Annotated in this window: 16 protein-coding genes and 1 pseudogene; 6 read left to right on the top strand and 11 right to left on the bottom strand. The window is 66.1% G+C overall.

Going from position 1 to position 20,110, the window contains the following annotated elements; all coding sequences use genetic code 11:
* Positions 1-61 precede the first annotated feature (61 nt).
* Positions 62-847 (bottom strand): 3-hydroxybutyrate dehydrogenase, encoded by a 786-nt coding sequence (locus tag D7S86_RS06220; protein WP_121085241.1) that lies wholly within the window; start codon positions 845-847, stop codon positions 62-64.
* A gap of 423 nt (positions 848-1,270) precedes the next feature.
* On the opposite strand from D7S86_RS06220, the gene D7S86_RS06215 reads away from it, so the two are divergent.
* Positions 1,271-2,242: a potassium channel beta subunit family protein gene (locus D7S86_RS06215; protein WP_121084631.1), complete on the top strand. Its 972-nt coding sequence runs from the start codon at positions 1,271-1,273 to the stop codon at positions 2,240-2,242.
* Positions 2,243-2,398: 156 nt separating this feature from the next.
* The gene (locus tag D7S86_RS06210; protein WP_121084629.1) at positions 2,399-3,244 is read left to right on the top strand and encodes a 23S rRNA (adenine(2030)-N(6))-methyltransferase RlmJ; all 846 of its coding nucleotides are present in this window, start codon (positions 2,399-2,401) and stop codon (positions 3,242-3,244) included.
* Positions 3,245-3,450: 206 nt separating this feature from the next.
* Here D7S86_RS06210 and D7S86_RS29445 read toward each other — a convergent pair whose 3' ends face one another.
* The 6 genes from D7S86_RS29445 to D7S86_RS06175 all read right to left on the bottom strand — a co-directional run bounded on the left by D7S86_RS29445 (position 3,451) and on the right by D7S86_RS06175 (position 12,172).
* Positions 3,451-4,614 carry a hypothetical protein gene (locus D7S86_RS29445; RefSeq protein ID WP_158601873.1) on the bottom strand — a complete coding sequence of 388 codons (1,164 nt, stop codon included), beginning with the start codon at positions 4,612-4,614 and terminating at the stop codon, positions 3,451-3,453.
* Between the two features lie 117 nt (positions 4,615-4,731).
* Positions 4,732-6,198 (bottom strand): dihydropyrimidinase, encoded by a 1,467-nt coding sequence (gene hydA, locus D7S86_RS06195; RefSeq protein WP_121084623.1) that lies wholly within the window; start codon positions 6,196-6,198, stop codon positions 4,732-4,734.
* Between the two features lie 221 nt (positions 6,199-6,419).
* The gene (locus tag D7S86_RS06190; RefSeq protein ID WP_121084621.1) at positions 6,420-7,919 is read right to left on the bottom strand and encodes an NCS1 family nucleobase:cation symporter-1; all 1,500 of its coding nucleotides are present in this window, start codon (positions 7,917-7,919) and stop codon (positions 6,420-6,422) included.
* Between the two features lie 114 nt (positions 7,920-8,033).
* Positions 8,034-9,320 (bottom strand): NAD-dependent dihydropyrimidine dehydrogenase subunit PreA, encoded by a 1,287-nt coding sequence (preA, locus tag D7S86_RS06185; RefSeq protein ID WP_121084619.1) that lies wholly within the window; start codon positions 9,318-9,320, stop codon positions 8,034-8,036.
* Between the two features lie 117 nt (positions 9,321-9,437).
* A complete protein-coding gene (locus tag D7S86_RS06180) occupies positions 9,438-10,799 on the bottom strand; it encodes an NAD(P)-dependent oxidoreductase (RefSeq protein ID WP_121084617.1) in 1,362 nt (453 codons plus the stop codon).
* A gap of 110 nt (positions 10,800-10,909) precedes the next feature.
* Positions 10,910-12,172 (bottom strand): Zn-dependent hydrolase, encoded by a 1,263-nt coding sequence (locus tag D7S86_RS06175; protein WP_121084614.1) that lies wholly within the window; start codon positions 12,170-12,172, stop codon positions 10,910-10,912.
* Positions 12,173-12,717: 545 nt separating this feature from the next.
* Between D7S86_RS06175 and D7S86_RS06170 the strand changes: the two genes are divergently transcribed.
* Together D7S86_RS06170 and D7S86_RS06165 are read left to right on the top strand one after the other, a co-directional pair.
* On the top strand, positions 12,718-13,443 hold the full coding sequence (locus D7S86_RS06170) for a TetR/AcrR family transcriptional regulator (protein WP_121085240.1): 726 nt from the start codon (positions 12,718-12,720) through the stop codon (positions 13,441-13,443).
* A 154-nt stretch (positions 13,444-13,597) separates the two neighbouring features.
* Entirely contained in the window at positions 13,598-14,086 is a 489-nt protein-coding gene (locus tag D7S86_RS06165) for a VOC family protein (protein ID WP_121084612.1), read from the top strand.
* Between the two features lie 130 nt (positions 14,087-14,216).
* Here the strand turns inward: D7S86_RS06165 and D7S86_RS06160 are convergent, their stop codons facing one another.
* The 4 genes and pseudogenes from D7S86_RS06160 to D7S86_RS06145 form a co-directional block, all read right to left on the bottom strand.
* Complete coding sequence (locus tag D7S86_RS06160) at positions 14,217-14,366, bottom strand: DUF3563 family protein (protein ID WP_121084611.1); 150 nt, start codon at positions 14,364-14,366, stop codon at positions 14,217-14,219.
* Between the two features lie 456 nt (positions 14,367-14,822).
* Positions 14,823-15,206, bottom strand: a pseudogene (gene cueR / locus D7S86_RS30115) (Cu(I)-responsive transcriptional regulator); the annotation flags it as partial.
* A gap of 10 nt (positions 15,207-15,216) precedes the next feature.
* Positions 15,217-17,463, bottom strand: a complete 2,247-nt coding sequence (locus D7S86_RS06150; protein ID WP_121084607.1) for a heavy metal translocating P-type ATPase — start codon at positions 17,461-17,463, stop codon at positions 15,217-15,219.
* A 103-nt stretch (positions 17,464-17,566) separates the two neighbouring features.
* The gene (locus tag D7S86_RS06145; protein WP_121084605.1) at positions 17,567-18,778 is read right to left on the bottom strand and encodes an EAL domain-containing protein; all 1,212 of its coding nucleotides are present in this window, start codon (positions 18,776-18,778) and stop codon (positions 17,567-17,569) included.
* A gap of 194 nt (positions 18,779-18,972) precedes the next feature.
* Between D7S86_RS06145 and D7S86_RS06140 the strand changes: the two genes are divergently transcribed.
* A complete protein-coding gene (locus D7S86_RS06140) occupies positions 18,973-19,167 on the top strand; it encodes a heavy-metal-associated domain-containing protein (RefSeq protein WP_121084603.1) in 195 nt (64 codons plus the stop codon).
* A gap of 11 nt (positions 19,168-19,178) precedes the next feature.
* The gene (locus tag D7S86_RS06135) at positions 19,179-20,087 is read left to right on the top strand and encodes a dTDP-4-dehydrorhamnose reductase family protein (RefSeq protein ID WP_240648012.1); all 909 of its coding nucleotides are present in this window, start codon (positions 19,179-19,181) and stop codon (positions 20,085-20,087) included.
* Positions 20,088-20,110 lie beyond the last annotated feature (23 nt).

Here is a 20,110-nt window from a genome sequence, read left to right as displayed (position 1 = left end):
ATCGGCCTCGGACGCGGCCGCCCGTGCGGCCGCGCCTCGTCGACTGACTGCCCTCGTCGACTTACTGCATATACCAGCCGTGGCTCACGAGGAACGACTGGCCCGTCAGCGCGGCGCTCGGGAACGTCGTCAGGAACAGCACGGTCTGCGCGACATCCTCGACCGTCGTGAACACGCCGTCAACGGTGTTGCCCAGCATGACCTTGCTGATCACTTCGTCTTCGGTGATGCCGAGCTCCTTCGCCTGCTCGGGGATCTGCTTGTCGACGAGCGGCGTGCGCACGAAGCCCGGGCAGATCACATGCGAACGCACATTGTGCTTCGCGCCTTCCTTCGCGAGCGTGCGCGACAGACCGAGCAAACCGTGCTTCGCGGTCACGTACGCCGACTTCAGCGGCGACGCCTCGTGCGAGTGCGCCGAGCCCATATAGATCACGATGCCGCCGCGATCGTCCTTGTACATGTGCTTGAGCGCGGCCTTCGTCGTCAGGAATGCGCCGTCGAGATGGATCGCGAGCATCTTCTTCCAGTCCGAGTACGCGTAGTTCTCGATCGGATTGACGATCTGGATGCCGGCGTTCGAGATCAGGATGTCGACCGAGCCGAACTCGGCGGCGACCTGATCGATGCCCGCGTTGACCGCGTCTTCGTCGGTCACGTTCATCGCGATGCCGATCGCCTTGCCGCCGCCCGCCTTGATCTCGTTCGCGACCGCATTGGCGCCGTCGAGGTTCAGATCGGCAATCGCGACCGCTGCGCCCGCCTTGGCGAGCACAAACGCGATTTCCTTGCCGATACCGCTGGCAGCGCCCGTTACCACTGCAGTCTTTCCGTCGAGTTGCGACATGGATGAATCTCCTTGTTCGATGAATGGCATGGAAAATCGATTGCGGCAGCGCACACCGACGCGCCCGACGCCCTGCGTCGCAACGCGCGCGCCTGCCGGATAGATGCGCAAGCCCAGCCCTGCGAGGATCGGCAGGCCTGCGGCACCCCCTCGTACGAGCGGTCCGTTGTCACGAAAGCGAACGGAGCCGCGCGTTATTGTGCTCCCGCAGCGTGACATTCGCCGATCAGGGCGGTCAATCGACGGCCGTCGAATCCGTCCACGCGCCGCGCCGGTCGTTTCGACCTAAACCCATACTGTCGGCAGGGTCGGCCCGCGGCCGGCGCGATCCCGTTTACAGTGCTCGCGGTTGCGCGCCCGCATGGAGTCTGCGGCGCGCGACTCGACCTTGATTTACTTCCCCCCATTAGAAGGATGACGTCAATGGAATACCGCCGTCTCGGCCGCTCGGGCCTTCAAGTCAGCGAACTGTCGGTCGGTTCGTGGGTGACGTACGGCTCGCAGGTGGATCAGCGCGCCGCGCGCGAATCGCTGGCCGCCGCCTACGATGCCGGCATCAACTTTTTCGATAACGCCGAGGCCTATGCGGCCGGCGAGTCGGAATCGATCATGGGCCGCGCGCTCAAGGAACTCGCGTATCCGCGCGCCAACTATGTGGTCTCGACGAAGTTTTTCTGGGGCCTCGACAATCGCCCGAACCGGTATCACACGCTGAACCGCAAGTATCTGCTCGACGCGATCGACGGTTCGCTCAAGCGACTCGATCTCGACTACGTCGACCTCGCGTTCTGCCATCGCCCCGATCCGAACACGCCGATCGAGGAAACGGTATGGGCGATGAGCGACATGGTCACGCGCGGCAAGGCGCTGTACTGGGGGACTTCGGAGTGGAGCGCCGACGAGATCCGCGCGGCCTACGAGATCGCCGAGCGTCATCATCTGCACAAGCCCGTCATGGAACAGCCGCAGTACAACCTGTTCCACCGCAAGCGCGTCGAGACCGAATATGCGCGTCTCTATGAAGACTACGGCCTGGGTCTGACGACCTGGAGCCCGCTCGCGTCGGGCTTGCTGACGGGCAAGTACCGCAACGGCATTCCGGCCGGCAGCCGCGCGGGGCTCAAGGGCTACGACTGGCTCCAGCAGCAAGTGCTCGACCCCGCGAAGAACGCGATCGTCGGCAAGCTCGAGGACATCGCGAAGGAACTCGGCACGAACGTCGGCACGCTCGCGCTCGCGTGGGTGCTCAAGAACCCGAACGTCAGCACGGTCATCACGGGTTCGTCGCGTATCGAGCAATTGCACGAGAACCTCAAGGCCGCCGAACTCGCGAAGCGCATCACGCCCGAGATCAAGCAGACGATCGAGGAAACGGTCGGCAACGTGCACCTGTGAGCTTGAGCGTTCCGACGTCCGTCCCGCGTCCCGGTGTCGCGTCGCCTATCCGGTGACACGACCCGCGGCGACGCGAGACGCGCGAAACGCGGCGCACCGCCCACGCGCCGGCGCGCGACTACAATAGCGGCCTTTCCCGTCGCTATCGTTCCGCCCATGTTGAGTTACCGCCACGCGTTCCATGCCGGCAATCATGCCGACGTCCTCAAGCACCTGATCGTCGTGCAGGTGCTCCGGTACATGGCGCAGAAAGACAAGCCGTTCTGGTACATCGACACGCATGCGGGCGCGGGCGCCTACGCGCTCGATTCGGCGCAGGCGACGAAGAACGCCGAGTTCGATACGGGCATCGGTCCGCTCTGGGACCGCACCGACCTGCCGCCCGCAATCGCGGATTTCGTCGACGAGGTTCGCGGCATGAATCCGGACGGCGCGCTGCGGTTCTATCCGGGTTCGCCGTATCTCGCCTGGAACGCGATGCGCGAACAAGACCGCCTGCGCCTGTTCGAGCTCCATCCGACCGAAATCGACGTGCTGCGCGAGAACTTCCGCGACGCCGGACGGCGCGCGATGCTCTATGCGGGCGACGGTTTCGCGGGCATCAAGGCGCTGCTGCCGCCCGCGCCGCGACGCGCGTTCGTGCTCATCGATCCCTCGTACGAAGACAAGAAGGACTACGCGCGTACGATCGAGACGCTCGACGCGTCGATCCAGCGCTTCGCGACCGGAACGTATGCTGTCTGGTATCCGCAGGTCCAGCGCCCGGAATCGCAACGCTTCCCCGAGCAGCTCAAGCGTGTGCTGCCGACCAATTGGCTCCACGCGAGCCTGACCGTGCGCAAGCCGTCCGCCGACGGCTACGGCCTGCACGGCAGCGGCATGTTCGTGATCAATCCGCCCTATACGCTCGAACCGCTGCTCAAGGACACGATGCCGTATCTCGTGCGCCATCTCGGCCTCGACGCGGGCGCGACCTTCAAGCTCGAATCGAAACTGAGCTGATACGCGATCGGCCGTCCTTCGGGACGACGGTCGCGACGACGGCGCGGCCGTAACGGGTCGGGATCGGGTCGGGATCGGGTCGGGATCGGGTCGGGCCGGGGCCTGCGTGTAAGTGCCGGCACCGGTGCCAGGCCAGTGCCAGGCCCATGTGGATGTCTGTCCCGCGCGCAGTCAGTGTCGGCGTCGTGACGAGCGGAACGCTGCCGTCAGACGGTCGGTCCCGACGGCGTGAGGCCGCGAATCGGACCGCCCGCGCCACGACCGGGCGCGACTTGCGACGCCGCATTGGCGGCCGCGGCCGACGAAGCCGACGAGGCCGCGGCGCCTGCCGCAGGTGCCTGGGCCGATGCGCCATATTGCGATGCCCCGGCCGCGGAACCGCCGGCGCCGCTCTGCTGACTCACGCCGCTCGCGTTGCTCTGTTGCGCCGATCCATTCGTGCCGCTCGTCTGAGCCGAACTCCCCGAGCTGCTTTGCTGCGCCGAACTTCCCGTGCCGCTCTGCCGCCCCGAGCTGCTTGTGCCGCTTTGCTGGCTGGCGCTGCTTTGTTGGCTGGATCCTCCGCTCTGCGCCGACGACCGATTCGCACCGCCGGCGCTCTGCGTCGATCCCGACGCGCTACCGGAACCGGTACCGCCGCTCGTCCCGCTCGCGCTTGTATTGCCGTATCGGCTTCCGTTGCTGCTACTGCCGTTGGCACGGGTGCCGCCGCTGTTGCTGTTGCCGCCGTTGGCACCGCTACTGCCGTTGGTGCTTGTGCCGTTGGTGCTTGTGCCGTTGGTGCTCGTGCCGTTGGTGCTCGTGCCGTTGCTCGCGCTGCCATGACCGCTCGTCGTGCCGCCATAGCTGCCCGTGCCGCCATATCGGCTGCCCGTACTGCCGGTACGATTCCCGGTGCTGCCCGCGGCCCCATACGCGCCGCTCCGACCGCCCGTCTGGCCACCGCCATAGCGTCCGCCCGGCGTCACGTTGATATAGGGAACGAATGGCAGATTGCCCGCGTTCTGCGAGCCGTCGTCGCCGGCGGGCCGCGCAGGGGTGGCCGGCGTGGCGGGCGCCGGCGCGCCCTTGGCCTTGGGAGGCGGCTTGAGCGTGATGATCTTGTCGCGCTTGGCCGGATCGCCGCCGACGCGGTCGTTCGGGAACGGCGCGGTTTCGTAGGTGGTCGCGGGCGCGCTCCCGGACACGCCGTTCTCGCTGTCATAGACGGTATCGGGCCGGGTGCCCGACACGCGTCCCGTACTGTCGATGACGACGGCGCCCTGCGCCGATGCGACGCCGGGCGCAAGCGCCACGCCACCCACGACGCCGATCATTGACACGAACACGCGCGCCGCACGCATGCCCCGATATTCTGGACGAGCGTCCATGATTGCTGCCCCGAAAGCCCCAGTCTTGTTTTCCGGGGCCGGATCGGCGACGCGCGCTCGGGTCGATCGACAGCCCCAGGCTGCCGCGGCGACCCTCGCGCGATCGATCGGCACCCCCTAGGCTGCCGTCGCGACGCTCGCGCGCGGCCGATCGACAGCCACCGGTTCCTTCGACTGATTGAGCAACCGGGTTGCCTCGAAGTATGCCGGATTCGGCGGGCGTTTGAGGTATCGTCCCGCGCCGCGCTCGGCACGCAGATCGCCGTCGGTCCAGACGAGCTTGCCCTGCGACACCGTATGCGCGGCCACGCCCCGGACCGTCATGCCCTCGAAGATGTTCGCATCGACGTTCTGATGATGCGTCTTGACCGAGATCGTGCGCGTGGCCTGCGGGTCCCATACGACGAGATCGGCGTCCGACCCGACCGCGACGGCGCCCTTGCGCGGGTACAGATTGAAGATCTGCGCGGCATTCGTCGACGTGACCTTCACGAACTCGTTCGGCGTGAGTCGTCCCGTATTGACGCCGTGATGCCAGATGACCGACATCCGGTCCTCGACGCCGCCCGTGCCGTTCGGAATCTTCGTGAAGTCGTCGCGACCCATCGCTTTCTGCGACGCGCAGAAACAGCAGTGGTCCGTCGCGGTCGTCTGCAGATGCCCCGCGGCGAGCCCGGCCCAGAGCGCATCCTGATGATGCTTGGGGCGGAACGGCGGACTCATGACGTGCGCGGCCGCGCGGTCCCAGTCCTTGTCGCGATAGACCGAGTCGTCGATGACGAGATGGCCCGCGAGCACTTCGCCGAACACGCGTTGCCCTTCGCTGCGCGCGCGCGCGATCGCATCGAGCGCATCCTTGGCCGACACGTGCACGACGTAGACGGGCACGCCGAGCACCTGCGCGATCCGGATCGCGCGGTTGGCCGCTTCGCCTTCGACCTCGGGCGGACGCGAGAGCGGATGGAATTCGGGCCCCGTCATGCCCTTCGCGATGAGCTTGCGCTGGAGCCGGAACACGAGCTCGCCGTTCTCGGCATGCACGGTCGGCAATGCGCCGAGTTCGAGCGCGCGCGAGAAGCTGTTCACGAGAATCTCGTCGTCGGCCATGATCGCGTTCTTGTAGGCCATGAAGTGCTTGAAGCTCGACACGCCGTGCTCGTGCACGAGCGTCCCCATGTCGCGATAGACCGACTCGTCCCACCACGTGACCGCGACGTGGAATCCGTAGTCCGCGGCGGCTTTCTCGGACCAGCCGCGCCAGTCGTTGAACGCCTCCATGAGCGGCTGCTTCGGATTCGGGATCACGAAGTCGATGATGCTCGTCGTGCCGCCCGCGAGTCCGGCCGCGGTCCCCGTGAAGAAATCCTCGCTCGCGACGGTGCCCATGAAGGGCAGCTCCATATGCGTGTGCGGATCGATGCCGCCGGGCATCACATACTGCCCGCCCGCGTCGACGACCTCGGCGCCCGACGGCGCGTCGAGCCCTTCGCCGATCGCGACGATCACGCCGTTCTCGCATAACACGTCGGCGCGATACGTCTGGTTCGCGTCGACGACCGTACCCCCTCGAATCAGCAATGCCATTGCTTCGCCTCCCGATCACTCACCTCAGTGGGCCGGCCCCCGCGGGCCGACTCGAACACGTCAACCGACTCGTCGGGCCGGACCGCGCCTGTGTGCGGCCCGACCCCTGCCAACGTCACCATCGATGCTTCACATCCGGTCGCGCATCGCGCGTCGACACACCGCGACGCGACATCGACGCACACCGCTCAGGCATCCATCACGCTTCGATCACGCTTCCATCACGCATTCGCGATCGTCGGACGCGGGCTCTTGCGCATCTTCATCAGCACGCCGTAGACGACCGCGGCGATGACGAGCCCGATAAACCACGCATACGTATAGATGCTCTTGAACGCATCCGACACGCCCGGGAACGCATCGGGAAACGCCGTGTTCAGAAAGCCCGGCACATTCGGCAGCACGCCGAGCACGAGCGCGATGATCGCGGCGAGATTCCAGCCCTTCTCGTACGAGTAGATGCCGTTCTCGTCGAACAGCTCGCGATGACTGAGCTCGGTTTTGCGGATCAGGAAATAGTCGACGACCATGATGCCCGCGATCGGGCCGAGCAAGGCCGAGTAGCCGACGAGCCACGTGAAGATGTAGCCCTGCGTCGACGCGAGAATCTTCCACGGCATCATGACGATCGCGATGAACGCCGTGATCAGGCCGCCCGCCTTGTACGAAATGCCCTTCGGCCAGAGGCTCGAGAAATCGTAGGCGGGTCCGACGAGATTCGCCGCGAGGTTGCAGCACATCGTGTCGAGCGTAAGGATTACGAGAGCGATGCCGACGCCGACGCCCGTCATGCGGCTCGTCAGATCGACGGGGTCCCAGATCGCCTTGCCGTAGATGACGACCGTGGCCGACGTGACGATGACGGAGACGACCGAAAGCAGCGCCATCGGGATCGGCAGGCCGATCGTCTGCCCGACGATCTGGTCATGCTGGGTCTTCGCGAAGCGCGTGAAATCGGGAATATTGAGCGCGAGCGTGGCCCAGAAACCGACCATCGCCGTGAGACTCGGCCAGAACGTGACCCAGAACAGGCCGGCTTTCTTGCCGCCCTCGGCGAACTGCGACGGCATCGAGAGCATCGTGCCGATGCCGCCCGCCTGCGCGCAGGCCCACCAGACGAGCGCGATACACATGACGACCTTGATCGGCGCGGACCAGCTTTCGAGTCGACGGATCGAATCCGTGCCGTGCACGATGAAGTAGAGCTGGATCGCCCAGAAGATCAGGAAGCAGACGGCCTGCCCGGCCGAGATCCCGATGACCGGCAGCGGCGAGCCCTGCAGCACGTTGCCGAACAGGATGTTCGCGAGCACGTAGATCGCGCTGCCGCCGAGCCACGTCTGAATCCCGTACCAGCCGCACGCGACGATCGCGCGCAGCAACGCGGGCAGCTTCGCGCCCTGCGTGCCGAACGAACTGCGCACGAGCACCGCATACGGAATACCGTGCTTCGCACCCGCATGACCGATCAGCAGCATCGGGATCAACACGATCGCATTGCCGAGCAGCACCGTGCCGACCGCCTGCCACGGCGACATGCCTTGCTCCGTGAGGCCGGCCGCCAGCATATAGGACGGAATGCACATCACCATTCCGACCCATAGCGCCGAGAAGTGATACCAGCGCCATGTCCGCTGCTCCGGGCCGGTCGGCGCGAGGTCGTCGTTGTACAGCTCGCTGGCTGTCGCCAGACCGGCCGACTGCCTGTCGTTTTGCGTCATGAGTGTGCTCCGTCAAGTGTTGGGTCGAATTGTTGTTCTGGAATCACGTCCGGTGCTGCCCTTGCGTTGCCCTCGGTGCTGCTTGCTGCGTCATGCCGATTTCGCGCCCATGCGTCATGCCGCCTTCGCGTCGTCCGATGCGTTGACGCGCATCGGATTGTTCGGGTGTTCGGTCCAGTTTGCATAGCCGCCCGTATCGACGCGCTCCATCGTGATGCATCCGTCGACGGGACACACATGGAGGCATAGATTGCAGCCGACGCAATCCGCGTCGACGACTTCGAAATGACGCTGACCATCCTTGCTGCTCGTGATGGCCTGATGCGATGTGTCTTCGCATGCGATATGACAGAGCCCGCATTGGATGCAGCGGTCCTGGTCGATACGCGCCTTGATATCGTACTTAAGATTCAGATATTGCCAATCGGTGGTGTTCGCTACGGCGCGCCCGCGGAAATCGTCGAGCGTCGCATAGCCCTTCGAATCCATCCAGTTCGACAGTCCGTCGGCCATGTCCTCGACGATCCGGAAGCCGTAGTGCATCGCGGCCGTGCAGACCTGGACGCTGCCCGATCCCAGCGCGATGAACTCTGCCGCATCGCGCCATGTCCCGATGCCGCCGATGCCCGAAATCGGCAGCCCGGGCGTCTGCGCGTCGCGCGCGATTTCGGAGACCATGTGCAGCGCGATGGGTTTGACCGCGGGACCGCAATAGCCGCCGTGCGCGCCCTTGCCGTCGACGACCGGCGTCGGCGCCATCAGATCGAGATCGACCGTCACGATCGAATTGATCGTGTTGATCAGCGACACGCCGTCCGCGCCGCCGCGATACGCCGCGCGCGAGCCGAGCCGGATGTCGGTGATATTCGGCGTGAGCTTGACGAGGCACGGCAGACGACTGCCCTCCTTGACCCAGCGCGTGACCATTTCAATGTATTCGGGGACCTGCCCGACCGCCGAACCCATGCCGCGCTCGGACATGCCGTGCGGGCAGCCGAAATTCAACTCGACGGCGTCCGCGCCCGCGTCCTCGACCATCGGCAGGATCGACTTCCAGTCCGCTTCGTTGCACGGCACCATGAGGGACACGATCATCGCCCGATCGGGCCAGTCGCGCTTGATCTGGCGAATCTCCGCGAGATTGACGGCAAGCGGCCGATCGGTGATGAGCTCGATATTGTTGAAGCCGGCCATGCGCTGGCCGTTCCACGTCGTCGCGCCGTAGCGCGAGCTCACGTTGACGACGTGCGGGTCGAGACCGAGCGTCTTCCAGACGACGCCGCCCCAACCCGCCTCGAATGCGCGGTTCACGTTATAGGCTTTGTCCGTCGGCGGCGCGGAGGCGAGCCAGAACGGGTTCGGAGAACGAATGCCGGCGATCGTGCAAGTCAGGTCTGCCATGGCGAGTCCTTTGCGATGCGGGGTGTGCGGCCGGGGTGCGTCGAGGACGCGCGCGGCCGTCGTGTTCGTCGAATAGGTGTCCAGCGTGCGCGGCCTGTGCGTGGCTCAGGTCCGCACTCAAGCGGCGCGAGGCAAGGCGGCGTTCAACGCGCGGTCGATCGCGGCCGCCGCGCGCTTGCCGTCCTCGACGGCCTGCACGGTCAGGTCGAGACCCGTCTGCGCGCAATCGCCGCCGGCCCATACGCCGCGCAACGAGGTCGCGCCGTGCGCGTCGACTTCGATCTTCGCGCCGGATCGCGCGAGCAACTCGAAGCCCGCGCCAAACGGCACGAGCGTCTGCCCGATCGCCGTGAGCACCGTGTCGGCCGCCACCGTGAACGTATCGCCCGTGCCCTTGAGCGCACCGTCCTCGACGACGGTCTGCTCGAACACGACACCGGTCACCACGCCGCCGTCGGCGAGCACACGCACCGGGCGCGCATGGTCGACGATCGTGACGCCGTTCTTTTGCGCGAACTCGCGCTCGGCCCACGTCGCGCTCATCGATTCGAGCCCGCGCCGGTAGACCATCGACACGCTCTGCGCGCCGAGCTTGCGCGACTGCACGGCCGCATCGACCGCCGTGTTTCCGCCGCCGATCACGACGACGCGCCGGCCCACGGGCAGCGTCGAAAGATCGCGCGTCTGCCGCAGCGTCTCGATGAAATCGACGGCGGACCGCACGCCCGCGAGTCCTTCGCCGTCGACGCCGAGCGCATTGACGCCGCCGAGTCCGATCGCGAGAAACACGGCGTGATAGTCCTGACGAAGCTGTTCGAGCGAGACGTCCTTGCCGAGCGCGACGCCGCATTTGAGATCGATGCCGCCGACCGAGAGCAGCCAGGCGATCTCGCGCTGCGCGAAATCGTCGACGGTCTTGTACGCGGCGATGCCGTATTCATTGAGACCGCCGGCCTTGCCGCGCGCGTCGTAGATCGTCACGCGATGGCCGTCGAGCGCGAGCGTGTGCGCACACGCGAGCCCGGCCGGGCCGCCGCCGACGACGGCGATATGGCGTCCGGTCTCGGGCGCGCGGCGAAACAGCGACGTGCCGCTCGCATAGACCCAGTCGGTCGCATGACGCTGAAGCGCGCCGATCTGCACGGGCTGACTTTCCTGCGTATTGCGCACGCATGCGCCTTCGCAGAGGATCTCGGTCGGACACACGCGCGCGCACATGCCGCCGAGCGGATTCGCCGCGAGGATCGTCGTCGCGGCGCCCTTGAGGTTGTCTGTCTGGATCTTGCGGATGAACGACGGAATGTCGATCCCCGTCGGACACGCGTTGATGCACGGCGCGTCGTAGCAGAAGTAGCAGCGGTTCGCCGCGACGAGCGCCTCGTCTCGCGAGAGCGGCGGCGCGACGTCGTCGAATTGCCGCGCCAGTTGTTCGGCCGTCAGACGGCCGCCCGCGATGTCTCCGGTTTCCTTGAATCGCATAGTCATCCTATGTGGGTAAAGGACTTCTCGCACGGTCATGGCCGTGCGTATTGGATATGGGGTGTGACCGGTAGCCGAGCGCGTCGGAGACGCACTCGGGCAACGCGCGCCTAGCGCTCCGACGCGCGCTCGAGAATCGCGTGCAGCAGCACGTTCGCGCCCGCCTCGATCCACTCGGGCTTGGCGTCCTCGACCTCGTTATGACTGATCCCGTCGATGCACGGCACGAAAACCATCGACGTCGGCGCGACCTGCGACAGATAGCACGCATCGTGTCCCGCGCCCGAGACGATGTCGCGATACGAGTAGCCGAAGCGCTCGGCCGCCGCGCGGACCGAATTCACGCAGGCTTTGTCGAACGCGATCGGCGCGTAGTAGAAGATCTGTTCGATCGCCATCTCGAGCTTCGCGTCGGCGACGATCTTCGCGGCGCCTTCGCGGAGTTCGGCATCCATCTGCTTGAGCACGGCATCGTCGGGATGACGGAAATCGACCGTGAAGAACACGCGGCCCGGGATCACGTTGCGCGAGTTCGGATAGACCTGCATCATGCCGACCGTCGCGCAGGCGTACGGCGCGTGCGCGAGCCCGATCCGGTTGACGAGATCGACGATCCGCGATGCGCCGAGCAGCCCGTCGCGACGCCGGTTCATCGGCGTCGGGCCCGCATGCGACTCCTGACCCGTGAGCACGATCTCGTACCAGCGCTGCCCCTGCGCATCGGTGACGACACCGATCGTCTTGTTCTCGGCTTCGAGAATCGGCCCTTGTTCGATATGCAGCTCGAAGGCCGCATGGATCGGACGGCCGCCGACCGGCAGATCGCCCGCATAGCCGATGCGTTCGAGTTCTTCGCCCATCGTCTTGCCGTCGACGTCCTTGCGCGAGAGCCCGTATTCGAGTGTGAAGACGCCCGCGAACACGCCCGATGCGACCATCGCGGGCGCGAAGCGCGAGCCTTCTTCATTGGTCCAGATGACCGTCTCGATCGGATGCTCGGTCTCGATGTCGAGGTCGTTGAGCGTGCGGATCACCTCGAGCCCGCCCAGCACGCCGTAGATGCCGTCGAAGCGGCCGCCCGTCGGCTGCGAATCGGCATGGGAACCGGTCACGACGGGCGGCAGCGCGTCGTTGCGGCCCTTGCGGCGCATGAACACATTGCCCATCTTGTCGACGTTGACGGTGCAGCCGGCCTCGCGCGCCCATCGGACGATCAGGTCGCGGCCCTGCTTGTCGAGATCCGTCAACGCGAGACGGCAGACACCGCCTTTCGCGGTCGCGCCGATCTTCGCCAGTTCCATGAGGCTCGCCCAGAGCCGCTCGCCGTTGACGTGGGTCGCGCTTGTCAACGCTGCTTCGGTCACTGCATTCATCCGCATCTCCTAGTGGGGTCGTCACCGCATCGGCCGATCCGCACCCGGCACAGGCCGAACTCGGATCGCATCGATACGGCCTGGTCCGTGGCGCCACGGCACCGGAATGGCGATTCCGTGAACCGTTGCGCCCTGCCGTCGCGCGCCGCGCACACGTGCGGTGCAGCGCTCGACGCATCCGGGTTCAGACATTTCCGCAGCGGCTTCGTGTTCGCCTCTTATCCTGTCCGCTTGGACAGGTTGTAGACGATTTCGAGAGCAATTTCAAAGCGATATCGAACCACGTGCTAAGCAAATCTCCACGCGAGAACCATGCCCATCCGAATCGATTCGGCGTATACCCCGACGCCGCGATCGACATTCGCCGATCTGCCACAGCGGCCGCGACGCAGCGATTGAAATCAGACAACCGTCTACAATGGCCCTCACGCCCCTCGTGCGTGGCGTGCGTTCGGACGGCCGCGCGCGAGCGTAGAAGCGGCATCCGCGACGTCAGGGGCCTAAGCGGAATCCACGGAATCCATCGAAGATGCGTGATCGAAGCCATGCGTGAAGAAGACACCGAGGTCGTCGCGCCGGTCCTCGAGACCGGCGGCAAGCACGGAGCCAAACCTCGCCGCCGCAAGGCGCATATCCGGGAAAGTAATGAGGCGCAATTGCTCGCGTGCGCCGAAGCCGTGTTCGCCGAGAAGGGATTCGACGGCGCGAGCACGTCGATGATCGCCGAGCGCGCGGGTCTGCCGAAGGCGAATCTTCACTATTACTTCCCGACGAAGATCCTGCTCTACCGGCGCGTGCTCGAAGATCTCTTCGAAGACTGGCACAAGGCCGCCAACACGTTCGACGCGAGCGACGACCCGGTCGCCGCGATCGGCGGCTACGTGCGCACGAAGATGGCGCTGTCGCGGCGACGGCCGCTCGGTTCGAAGGTCTGGGCCAACGAGATCACGCACGGGGCCACGCATATGCACGACATTCTCGTCGAGCGCGTGAAGCCCTGGATGGATACGCGGATCGTCGTGATCAACGACTGGATCGCGCAAGGCCTGCTCGCGCCGATCGATCCGCAGGCGCTGCTGTTCATGATCTGGGCGACGACGCAGCACTATGCGGATTTCGAATCGCAGATCCGCGCGCTCTCGGGTCCGCGTCGGCTGAGCCAGCAAGGTTTTGAAGAAACGACCGAGCAGGTCGTCGACATGATCATCCGGGCCTGCGGCGCGCGCGCGCCGTTGCACGAGGCGAACCTCTGCGCGTCCGCGGCGAGCTGAACGCGCATGGGCGTTCAGGCGGCGCGCCGGATGCCGGCGCCGGCGCGCGTACTTGTGCTCTCGCTGCACTATTCGACTTCAGCGATCCTGTCGGCCGCTGCATAAGGCAGCGTGAGGTCCGGTACGACACCGGATTCCGGCTCCGCTTTCAGACATGGCTAACGCGACCCTCGACCATCTCGCCTTTCCGAGCTTCGATGCGGCGGCGACGCATCGCTTCTACACCGAGGTCATGGGGCTGCCGCTCGTGCGCGCGTCAAGCGGCGTGAGCGCGCAATGGCGGCGTCCCTACCTGCTCTTTTCGTATGCGCTCGGCAATGGCACGCGCTTGAGTTTCTTTGAATTCGACGGGATCGAGCGTCCCGAATCGGACGGCATGCCGCGCGATATCCGGCACCTCGGACTCAGCGTACCGAGCGCGGAAGCGTTTGATCAGTGGGTGGCGAAGCTCGATCGGTGCGGCGTCGAGTTCGCGATCGAACGTCATGTCGACGGACGTCATGCGTTCTTCTGCGATCCGAACGGCGTCATGTTCGAGATCGCGGTCGCGCCTAGCGAGCCCCCGCAAGGCAAGCGCCCGGCCCCGCCGCAAAAGGTCATCGAGCAATGGATCGATGCGCGGCGGCAACGTCAGGACGTCTGAGCGGCACGACAGACAAAGACAGCGGATCGACGACCGGCACAAGGCCGCGTGGCGGCAGCGCCTGCGCGGCCGTCCGCCGCGCATCGATCGACGGGCCGCGCGGGCGGCCCGTCAAACAGTCAGCCCGCGATCAGCGCGAATGCCAGCCGTTCTTGTCGTAGGTGCGGATGCGGTCTTCGAGATCGTAGATGTCGCGCGACGATGCAAGCAGCGCTTCACGGCGCTTGCGTTCAGCCTTTTCGAACCAGGCGTTGAGCAGGACGAGGAACGGTGCAAACATGGTCTTTCTCCGGTGAAGAGCCTTCGAGCGAGCCCGAAAACTCCGGCGATTCCCCTAAGGGAAATCCCTAATCAAATTCAATGATTCGGAGTATAGAGAGAATTGTGCGGCGCATGATGAATTCGCCGCATGTCTTGCATAGACGATCGGAATGATATGTTTTCGCGCGCCTTATCGGTCGTTTGAAAGAGCAAAGAACGACAGGTAAAAAGCTTTATAAACAAAAAATTACAATCATTCCTGATGACCGGAATCGGTATCCTGGCGAGGTAACGAATCCGCGCGTTTCCCCCGGGTTCGATCTGAATGCGGCGCACCAGATTTTTGGCGTGCGCGCACGTCGTCCGGATCTGTTGCGCACGCGCGACACGCATCGCCGGACACCGCCGTCGGCGCCGCGTGCGCAGGGGACGCGGCGCGTGTCCGGCGCGACGCCGGCGACGCCTCGGACACCACCTCGGCAAGCCCTTCGAGGATCGGGCAATCCGGTCGCGCGTCGCCATGACAGGTCGACGCGAGATGCGCGAGCGCGTCGCGCATCGACACCATCTCGGCAATCCGGCGATCGAGATCGGACACGTGCGCGAGCGCGATCGCCTTGACCTCGGCGCTCGCGCGCGCATGGTCCTGCCAGAGCGCGAGCAGCCGTCGCACATCCTCGACCGCGAAGCCGAGCCGGCGCGCCTGTCGAATAAAGCGCAGATGATGAAGATCCGATTCGCGATAGGTCCGATAACCGCCCTCGGTCCGCGCCGTCGGATGCACGAGGCCGATGCTTTCGTAGTAGCGAATCATCTTCGCGCTGAGCCCGACGGCCTTCGACGCCTGTCCGATATTCATGAGCGACTCCTTATCCGCCGCGTGCGGGCCGCCAGCGCCTGAGCCAGAGCGCGTTGACGACGACGCAGACGCTGCTCGCGGCCATCGCGCCGCCGGCGACGATCGGCGTGAGCAAGCCGAAGACGGCGAGCGGAATGCCCACGACGTTGTAGACGAAAGCCCAGAACAGGTTCTGCTGGATCTTCCGATAGGTCCGGCGCGAGATCTCGAGCGCATCGGCGACGCGCGAGAGATCCCCGCGCATCAGCGTGATCCCCGCCGCGTGCATCGCGACATCGGTTCCGCTGGCAAGCGCGATGCCGACATCGGCCGCCGCGAGCGCGGGCGCGTCGTTGATGCCGTCGCCGACCATCGCGGTCACGGCGCCGCTCGTGCGCGCCTCGACGACGCGCGCGGCCTTGTGGGCGGGCAGCAATTCGGCCTCGACGTGATCGATGCCGAGCGCATCGGCAATCCGCGCGGCGGCCGGCGCATTGTCGCCCGTCAGCATCGCGCAGCGGATGCCGAGCCGGTGCAGACGTCCGATCGCCTCGGGTGCGCTCGGACGGATCGTATCGGCAAAGGCGAACCATCCGAGCACGCGCGGCAGCGGCGCGGTCTCGGCGAGCCACGAGACCGTGCGCCCCTCGGCCCGATGCGCGCGCGCATCGGCGAAGCGCGCGTCGTCGAGCGGCACGTGTGCATCCTGAATCGCCTGGCGGTTGCCGAACACGAACGCACGCTCGCCGACCGACGCGGCGATGCCGCGTCCGGCGAGCGCACGGACTTGCGTCGCGGGCGTCTCGCTAGGTTCGGCCGCATAGTCGGCGGCGGCATCGAGCACGGCGCGCGCGAGCGGGTGGCTGCTGCCGCGCTGGAGTTCGGCCGCGAGCGAGAGCAATTCGCCGCGCGAAATATTCGCGCTCCGATCGAAGGCGACGACGCGCGGCCGGCCCACGGTCAGCGTGCCCGTCTTGTCGAAGCCGACCCAATTGACGCGATGCGCGCGTTCGAGTGCTTCGGCGTCCTTGATCAAAATCCCGAAGCGCGCCGCGACACCCGTGCCCGACATGATCGCGACAGGCGTCGCGAGACCGAGCGCGCACGGACACGCGATGACGAGCACCGACACCGCGCGAATGATCGCGACGGGCCACCCCGCGCCGGCCATGACCCAGCCCGCGAGCGTAAGCGCCGCGACGGCGATGACGACCGGTACGAAGACCGCGGCCACGCGATCGACGAGCCGCTGGATCGGCGCCTTCGCGGTCTGCGCATCTTCAACGAGCCGGATGATCTTTTCGAGCGCGGTCTGCGCGCCGACGGCGTCGACCCGCACATGGAGCAATGCCTCGCCATTGATCGAGCCGCCCGTCACGCGATCGCCCGCGTGCTTGTCGACCGGCGTGCTCTCGCCCGTGAGCATCGATTCGTCGACAGTGCCGACGCCGGATTCGACGCGGCCGTCGACGGGAATCCGCTGGCCCGGCGGGACGATCGCGAGATCGCCGACGCGCACGTCGGCGAGTGCGACCTCGACTTCGCGCGCATCGCGTACGACGCGCGCATGAGATGGGCGCAGCGCCTGCAGGGCGCGGATCGCCGCGGCCGTCTGGCGGCGCGCGCGCCGCTCGAGCCACTTGCCGAACAGCACGAGCATGATGACGATCGCGGACGCCTCGAAGTAAAGGTCCGGCATCGCCCCGCCGGCGGCGCGCGCCCATTCGACGACGCTGAGCCCGTAAGCGGCCGACGTGCCGAGCGCGACGAGCAGATCCATATTGCCCGAGCCCGCGCGCAAGGCGCCCCACCCCGCGCGATAGAAACGCGCGCCGAGCCAAAACTGCACGGGCGTCGCGAGCGCGAACTGAAGCCATGCAGGCCACATCGCGTGAACGCCGAACACGGCGGCGACCATCGGAATCGCGAGCGGCAGCGCGAGAATCGCCGCGATCAGCACGTGAACGCCTTCGCGCCGTTCGGCATCGGCCGCGTCGTCGCTCGCGGCGCGCGGCGCGTGCGTATCGACGCGCGCGTCGTAGCCCGCCTTGCCGATCGCTTCGAGCAAGGCGGCGACCGGTACGCCGGCCTGCATCTCGACACGCGCGCGTTCGGTCGCGAGATTGACGCTCGCGGCGCTGACGCCCGGCGTTTTGCGCAACACCCGCTCGACGCGGCCGACGCACGACGCGCACGTCATGCCCTCGACGACGAGATCGACGGTTTCGTGCGGAATCGCCGCGACACGCAAGGCATTCAGGGTTTCAGTGCGGCTCATGACCAGCGCCCGCTCGGCATTTCATTGAGATGAACGGATCGTACACGTTCCAATGATGGGAAGGTCAACGGCCATTTTCAAGGCCGGGATCGGCCTTCGCGCTTCAGTCCGAGTCGACGTCGACGCCGAGCAGGTAACGGCGCCCGTCGCGTTCGACCGCGAGGGCCATCGTCACGCACATATAGCTGCCGCTGATCGACAGATAGGGCACCGTCGAGACAACCTCGCCGACCGATTCCATCGCTTTGCGAAAATACGGCCGGCTCTCCCAGTTCGCGCCGCTCTCGTCGTCGAGCGGCAGAAACCGGGCCACGTGCACGCCGCGCGTATAGACATGGCCGAACTGCATGCCGTCTTCGTCGACGACGTAGCATCGCGCGGCATCGGGATGCGCGAGCATGACGGCCGCAATCTCCGATTCGACGGCCCGCTTGAGGAACAGCTCGGCGGCATGCGCGAGCGCGGCGCGATGCGGTTCGAGCCGCGCCTCGCGCATGCCGTTGCGGCGCGCATGCTCGGCCGTCGTTTCGGCGCGCATGAGGTCGAGGCGCGGCAACACGCGGTCGAGACCCACGAGTTCGGGGCTGGGCAAGCCGAAGAAAAAACCCTGGGCCAGGTCCGCGCCCGAATCGAGTGCGATCGACGCCTCGATCGCCGTCTCGATCCCCTCCGCAACGACGAGGGTGCCGATCTCGTGAAGCATCGAGATCATCGTCGGCAGCACGCGCCGGATCGCGCGATCCTGCGTCGCCTTGATCGTGAGCCGGCGATCGAGCTTGATCAGATCGGGTTTGAGATCGAGCACGCGGTCGAGATTCGAATGACCCGCGCCGAAATCGTCGAGCGCGATGACGAAGCCGCTCGCGCGCAGCTCGGCGATCGATCGTTCGAGTTCGACGGGCCGGTCGTGCGGCGTTTCGAGCAATTCGATGACGATCTGACGCGGCGCGAGATCGTGCGCGGCGATCCGCTCGATCAGCGTCTGCGGAAAATTCGGCACGGCGATCGATTCGGGCCGCACATTGAGAAACAGCCAGTCCTGCCTCGACGACACCTGCGAGAACGTCTGGAGATGAATCCGTTGGCAGGCCGAATCGAGACGCACGAGCTCGCCCACGCGCGCGGCGGATTCGAAGAGTTCATACGGCGTGACGGCGCGCGCGCTGCGCGCCAGCGATCCGCGCACGAGCGCCTCGTACCCGACCACGCGTTGATGAATCAGCCCGACGATCGGCTGGAACGCCGTACCGAGCACGAATTCATCGTCGTGCAGACCGAACGACAGACCGGCCTGCTGCGGTAGTACGCGCGTCATGTCGCTGCGCTCTCCTGAGAGTCCTGGGGTGGGCGACGGATTCCGGATCCAGACCGCATCTCTATGTCTACGGCAACCTTCCGGATTCCTTTAGCATCCGCAACGAACACTGAAAAAGGCCCTTGAGTTTGCCACAATGGCAAGGTTCAAAATACGGGCATCTGCGTTGAAACACGCGTTCGAGGAGTCGGAACATGGTGGAACTGAAAGTGGAAGGCATGAGCTGCCAGCATTGCGTCGCATCGGTCACGAAGGCCGTGCGGGCGGTCGATGAGCATGCATCGGTCCGGGTCGATCTCGCCGAGGGGCGCGTCTCGGTCGACACGGCCGTGCCGCGCGACGCGCTGAGCGCCGCGATCGAGGACGCCGGCTATACCGTCGCGGCATGAGCGGCGCGGCGTTGCGGGTCGCCCTCATCGGGGCGTCGGGATTGCTCGGCCGAGCCGTCGCCGACGCGCTCGCGGGCGATCCGAAATTTTTGGTAACCGGCACGGCCCATACGCGGCCGGGTCCGGGCCGCGTCCCGCTCGATCTGACCGACGCGGCGGCGATCGCATCATTCTTCGATGCCTACCGGCCGCAGGCCGTCGTGCTCGCGGCCGCCGAACGGCGTCCCGATGTCTGCGAACAATTTCCCGAGCAAGCGCACGCGCTCAATGTCGGCGCGGTCGAGCGCATCGCGCACGCGGCGCGCGAACACGGCGCATGGCTGCTCTCGATTTCGACCGACTATGTGTTCGACGGCTCGCGCGCGCCCTACCGGCCCGATGCGCCGCCGCACCCGCTCAATGCGTACGGACACGGCAAGCTCGCGGGCGAACGTGCGCTGACGCCGTCGCTCGACAACGCGTGCGTGCTGCGTCTGCCCTTGCTGTACGGCCCGCTCGAACAGGTCGGCGAATCGGCGGCGACGAGCTTCATTCCGGCGCTCGAAGCGGCGCGCGCCGATCGTCCGGCCGTCGTCGACGATTGGGCGATCCGGTATCCGACCTTTACGCCCGATGTCGCGGTCGTGATCCGGCAACTGCTCGAACGCGTCGCCGCGGGCCGGCCCGTCACGGGCATTCATCACTGGTCGGGCAACGAAGCGATGACGAAATACGCGATCGCCTTGGAGCTCGCCGCGCGGCTGGGGCTCGACCCAGCGCATATCCGCGCGCAGTCGACGCCGGCCGATACGACGCCGCGGCCGTATGACTGTCATCTCGACAGTGCGTCGCTCGAAGCGCTCGGTATCGGCCGACGTACGCCGTTCGCGCAAGGTCTCGACGCCGTGCTGGACGAGCTGCGGATTCGGAAGTCGGCTTAGCGCGGTCGATTTCGACGCCTGCG

The sequence above is a fragment of the Pararobbsia silviterrae genome, from assembly GCF_003628125.1.
GTDB classification, from domain to species: domain Bacteria; phylum Pseudomonadota; class Gammaproteobacteria; order Burkholderiales; family Burkholderiaceae; genus Pararobbsia; species Pararobbsia silviterrae.
The sequence above is the reverse complement of the archived record's forward strand: the minus strand, read 5'-3'. Positions and strand labels throughout refer to the sequence as shown.

Coding starts and splice junctions, on each gene's coding strand:
- D7S86_RS06220 (WP_121085241.1), bottom strand. CDS start 847: ATGTCGCAACTCGACGGAAAGACTGCAGTGGTAACGGGCGCTGCCAGC.
- D7S86_RS06215 (WP_121084631.1), top strand. CDS start 1,271: ATGGAATACCGCCGTCTCGGCCGCTCGGGCCTTCAAGTCAGCGAACTG.
- D7S86_RS06210 (WP_121084629.1), top strand. CDS start 2,399: ATGTTGAGTTACCGCCACGCGTTCCATGCCGGCAATCATGCCGACGTC.
- D7S86_RS29445 (WP_158601873.1), bottom strand. CDS start 4,614: ATGGACGCTCGTCCAGAATATCGGGGCATGCGTGCGGCGCGCGTGTTC.
- hydA (WP_121084623.1), bottom strand. CDS start 6,198: ATGGCATTGCTGATTCGAGGGGGTACGGTCGTCGACGCGAACCAGACG.
- D7S86_RS06190 (WP_121084621.1), bottom strand. CDS start 7,919: ATGACGCAAAACGACAGGCAGTCGGCCGGTCTGGCGACAGCCAGCGAG.
- preA (WP_121084619.1), bottom strand. CDS start 9,320: ATGGCAGACCTGACTTGCACGATCGCCGGCATTCGTTCTCCGAACCCG.
- D7S86_RS06180 (WP_121084617.1), bottom strand. CDS start 10,799: ATGCGATTCAAGGAAACCGGAGACATCGCGGGCGGCCGTCTGACGGCC.
- D7S86_RS06175 (WP_121084614.1), bottom strand. CDS start 12,172: ATGAATGCAGTGACCGAAGCAGCGTTGACAAGCGCGACCCACGTCAAC.
- D7S86_RS06170 (WP_121085240.1), top strand. CDS start 12,718: ATGCGTGAAGAAGACACCGAGGTCGTCGCGCCGGTCCTCGAGACCGGC.
- D7S86_RS06165 (WP_121084612.1), top strand. CDS start 13,598: ATGGCTAACGCGACCCTCGACCATCTCGCCTTTCCGAGCTTCGATGCG.
- D7S86_RS06160 (WP_121084611.1), bottom strand. CDS start 14,366: ATGTTTGCACCGTTCCTCGTCCTGCTCAACGCCTGGTTCGAAAAGGCT.
- D7S86_RS06150 (WP_121084607.1), bottom strand. CDS start 17,463: ATGAGCCGCACTGAAACCCTGAATGCCTTGCGTGTCGCGGCGATTCCG.
- D7S86_RS06145 (WP_121084605.1), bottom strand. CDS start 18,778: ATGACGCGCGTACTACCGCAGCAGGCCGGTCTGTCGTTCGGTCTGCAC.
- D7S86_RS06140 (WP_121084603.1), top strand. CDS start 18,973: ATGGTGGAACTGAAAGTGGAAGGCATGAGCTGCCAGCATTGCGTCGCA.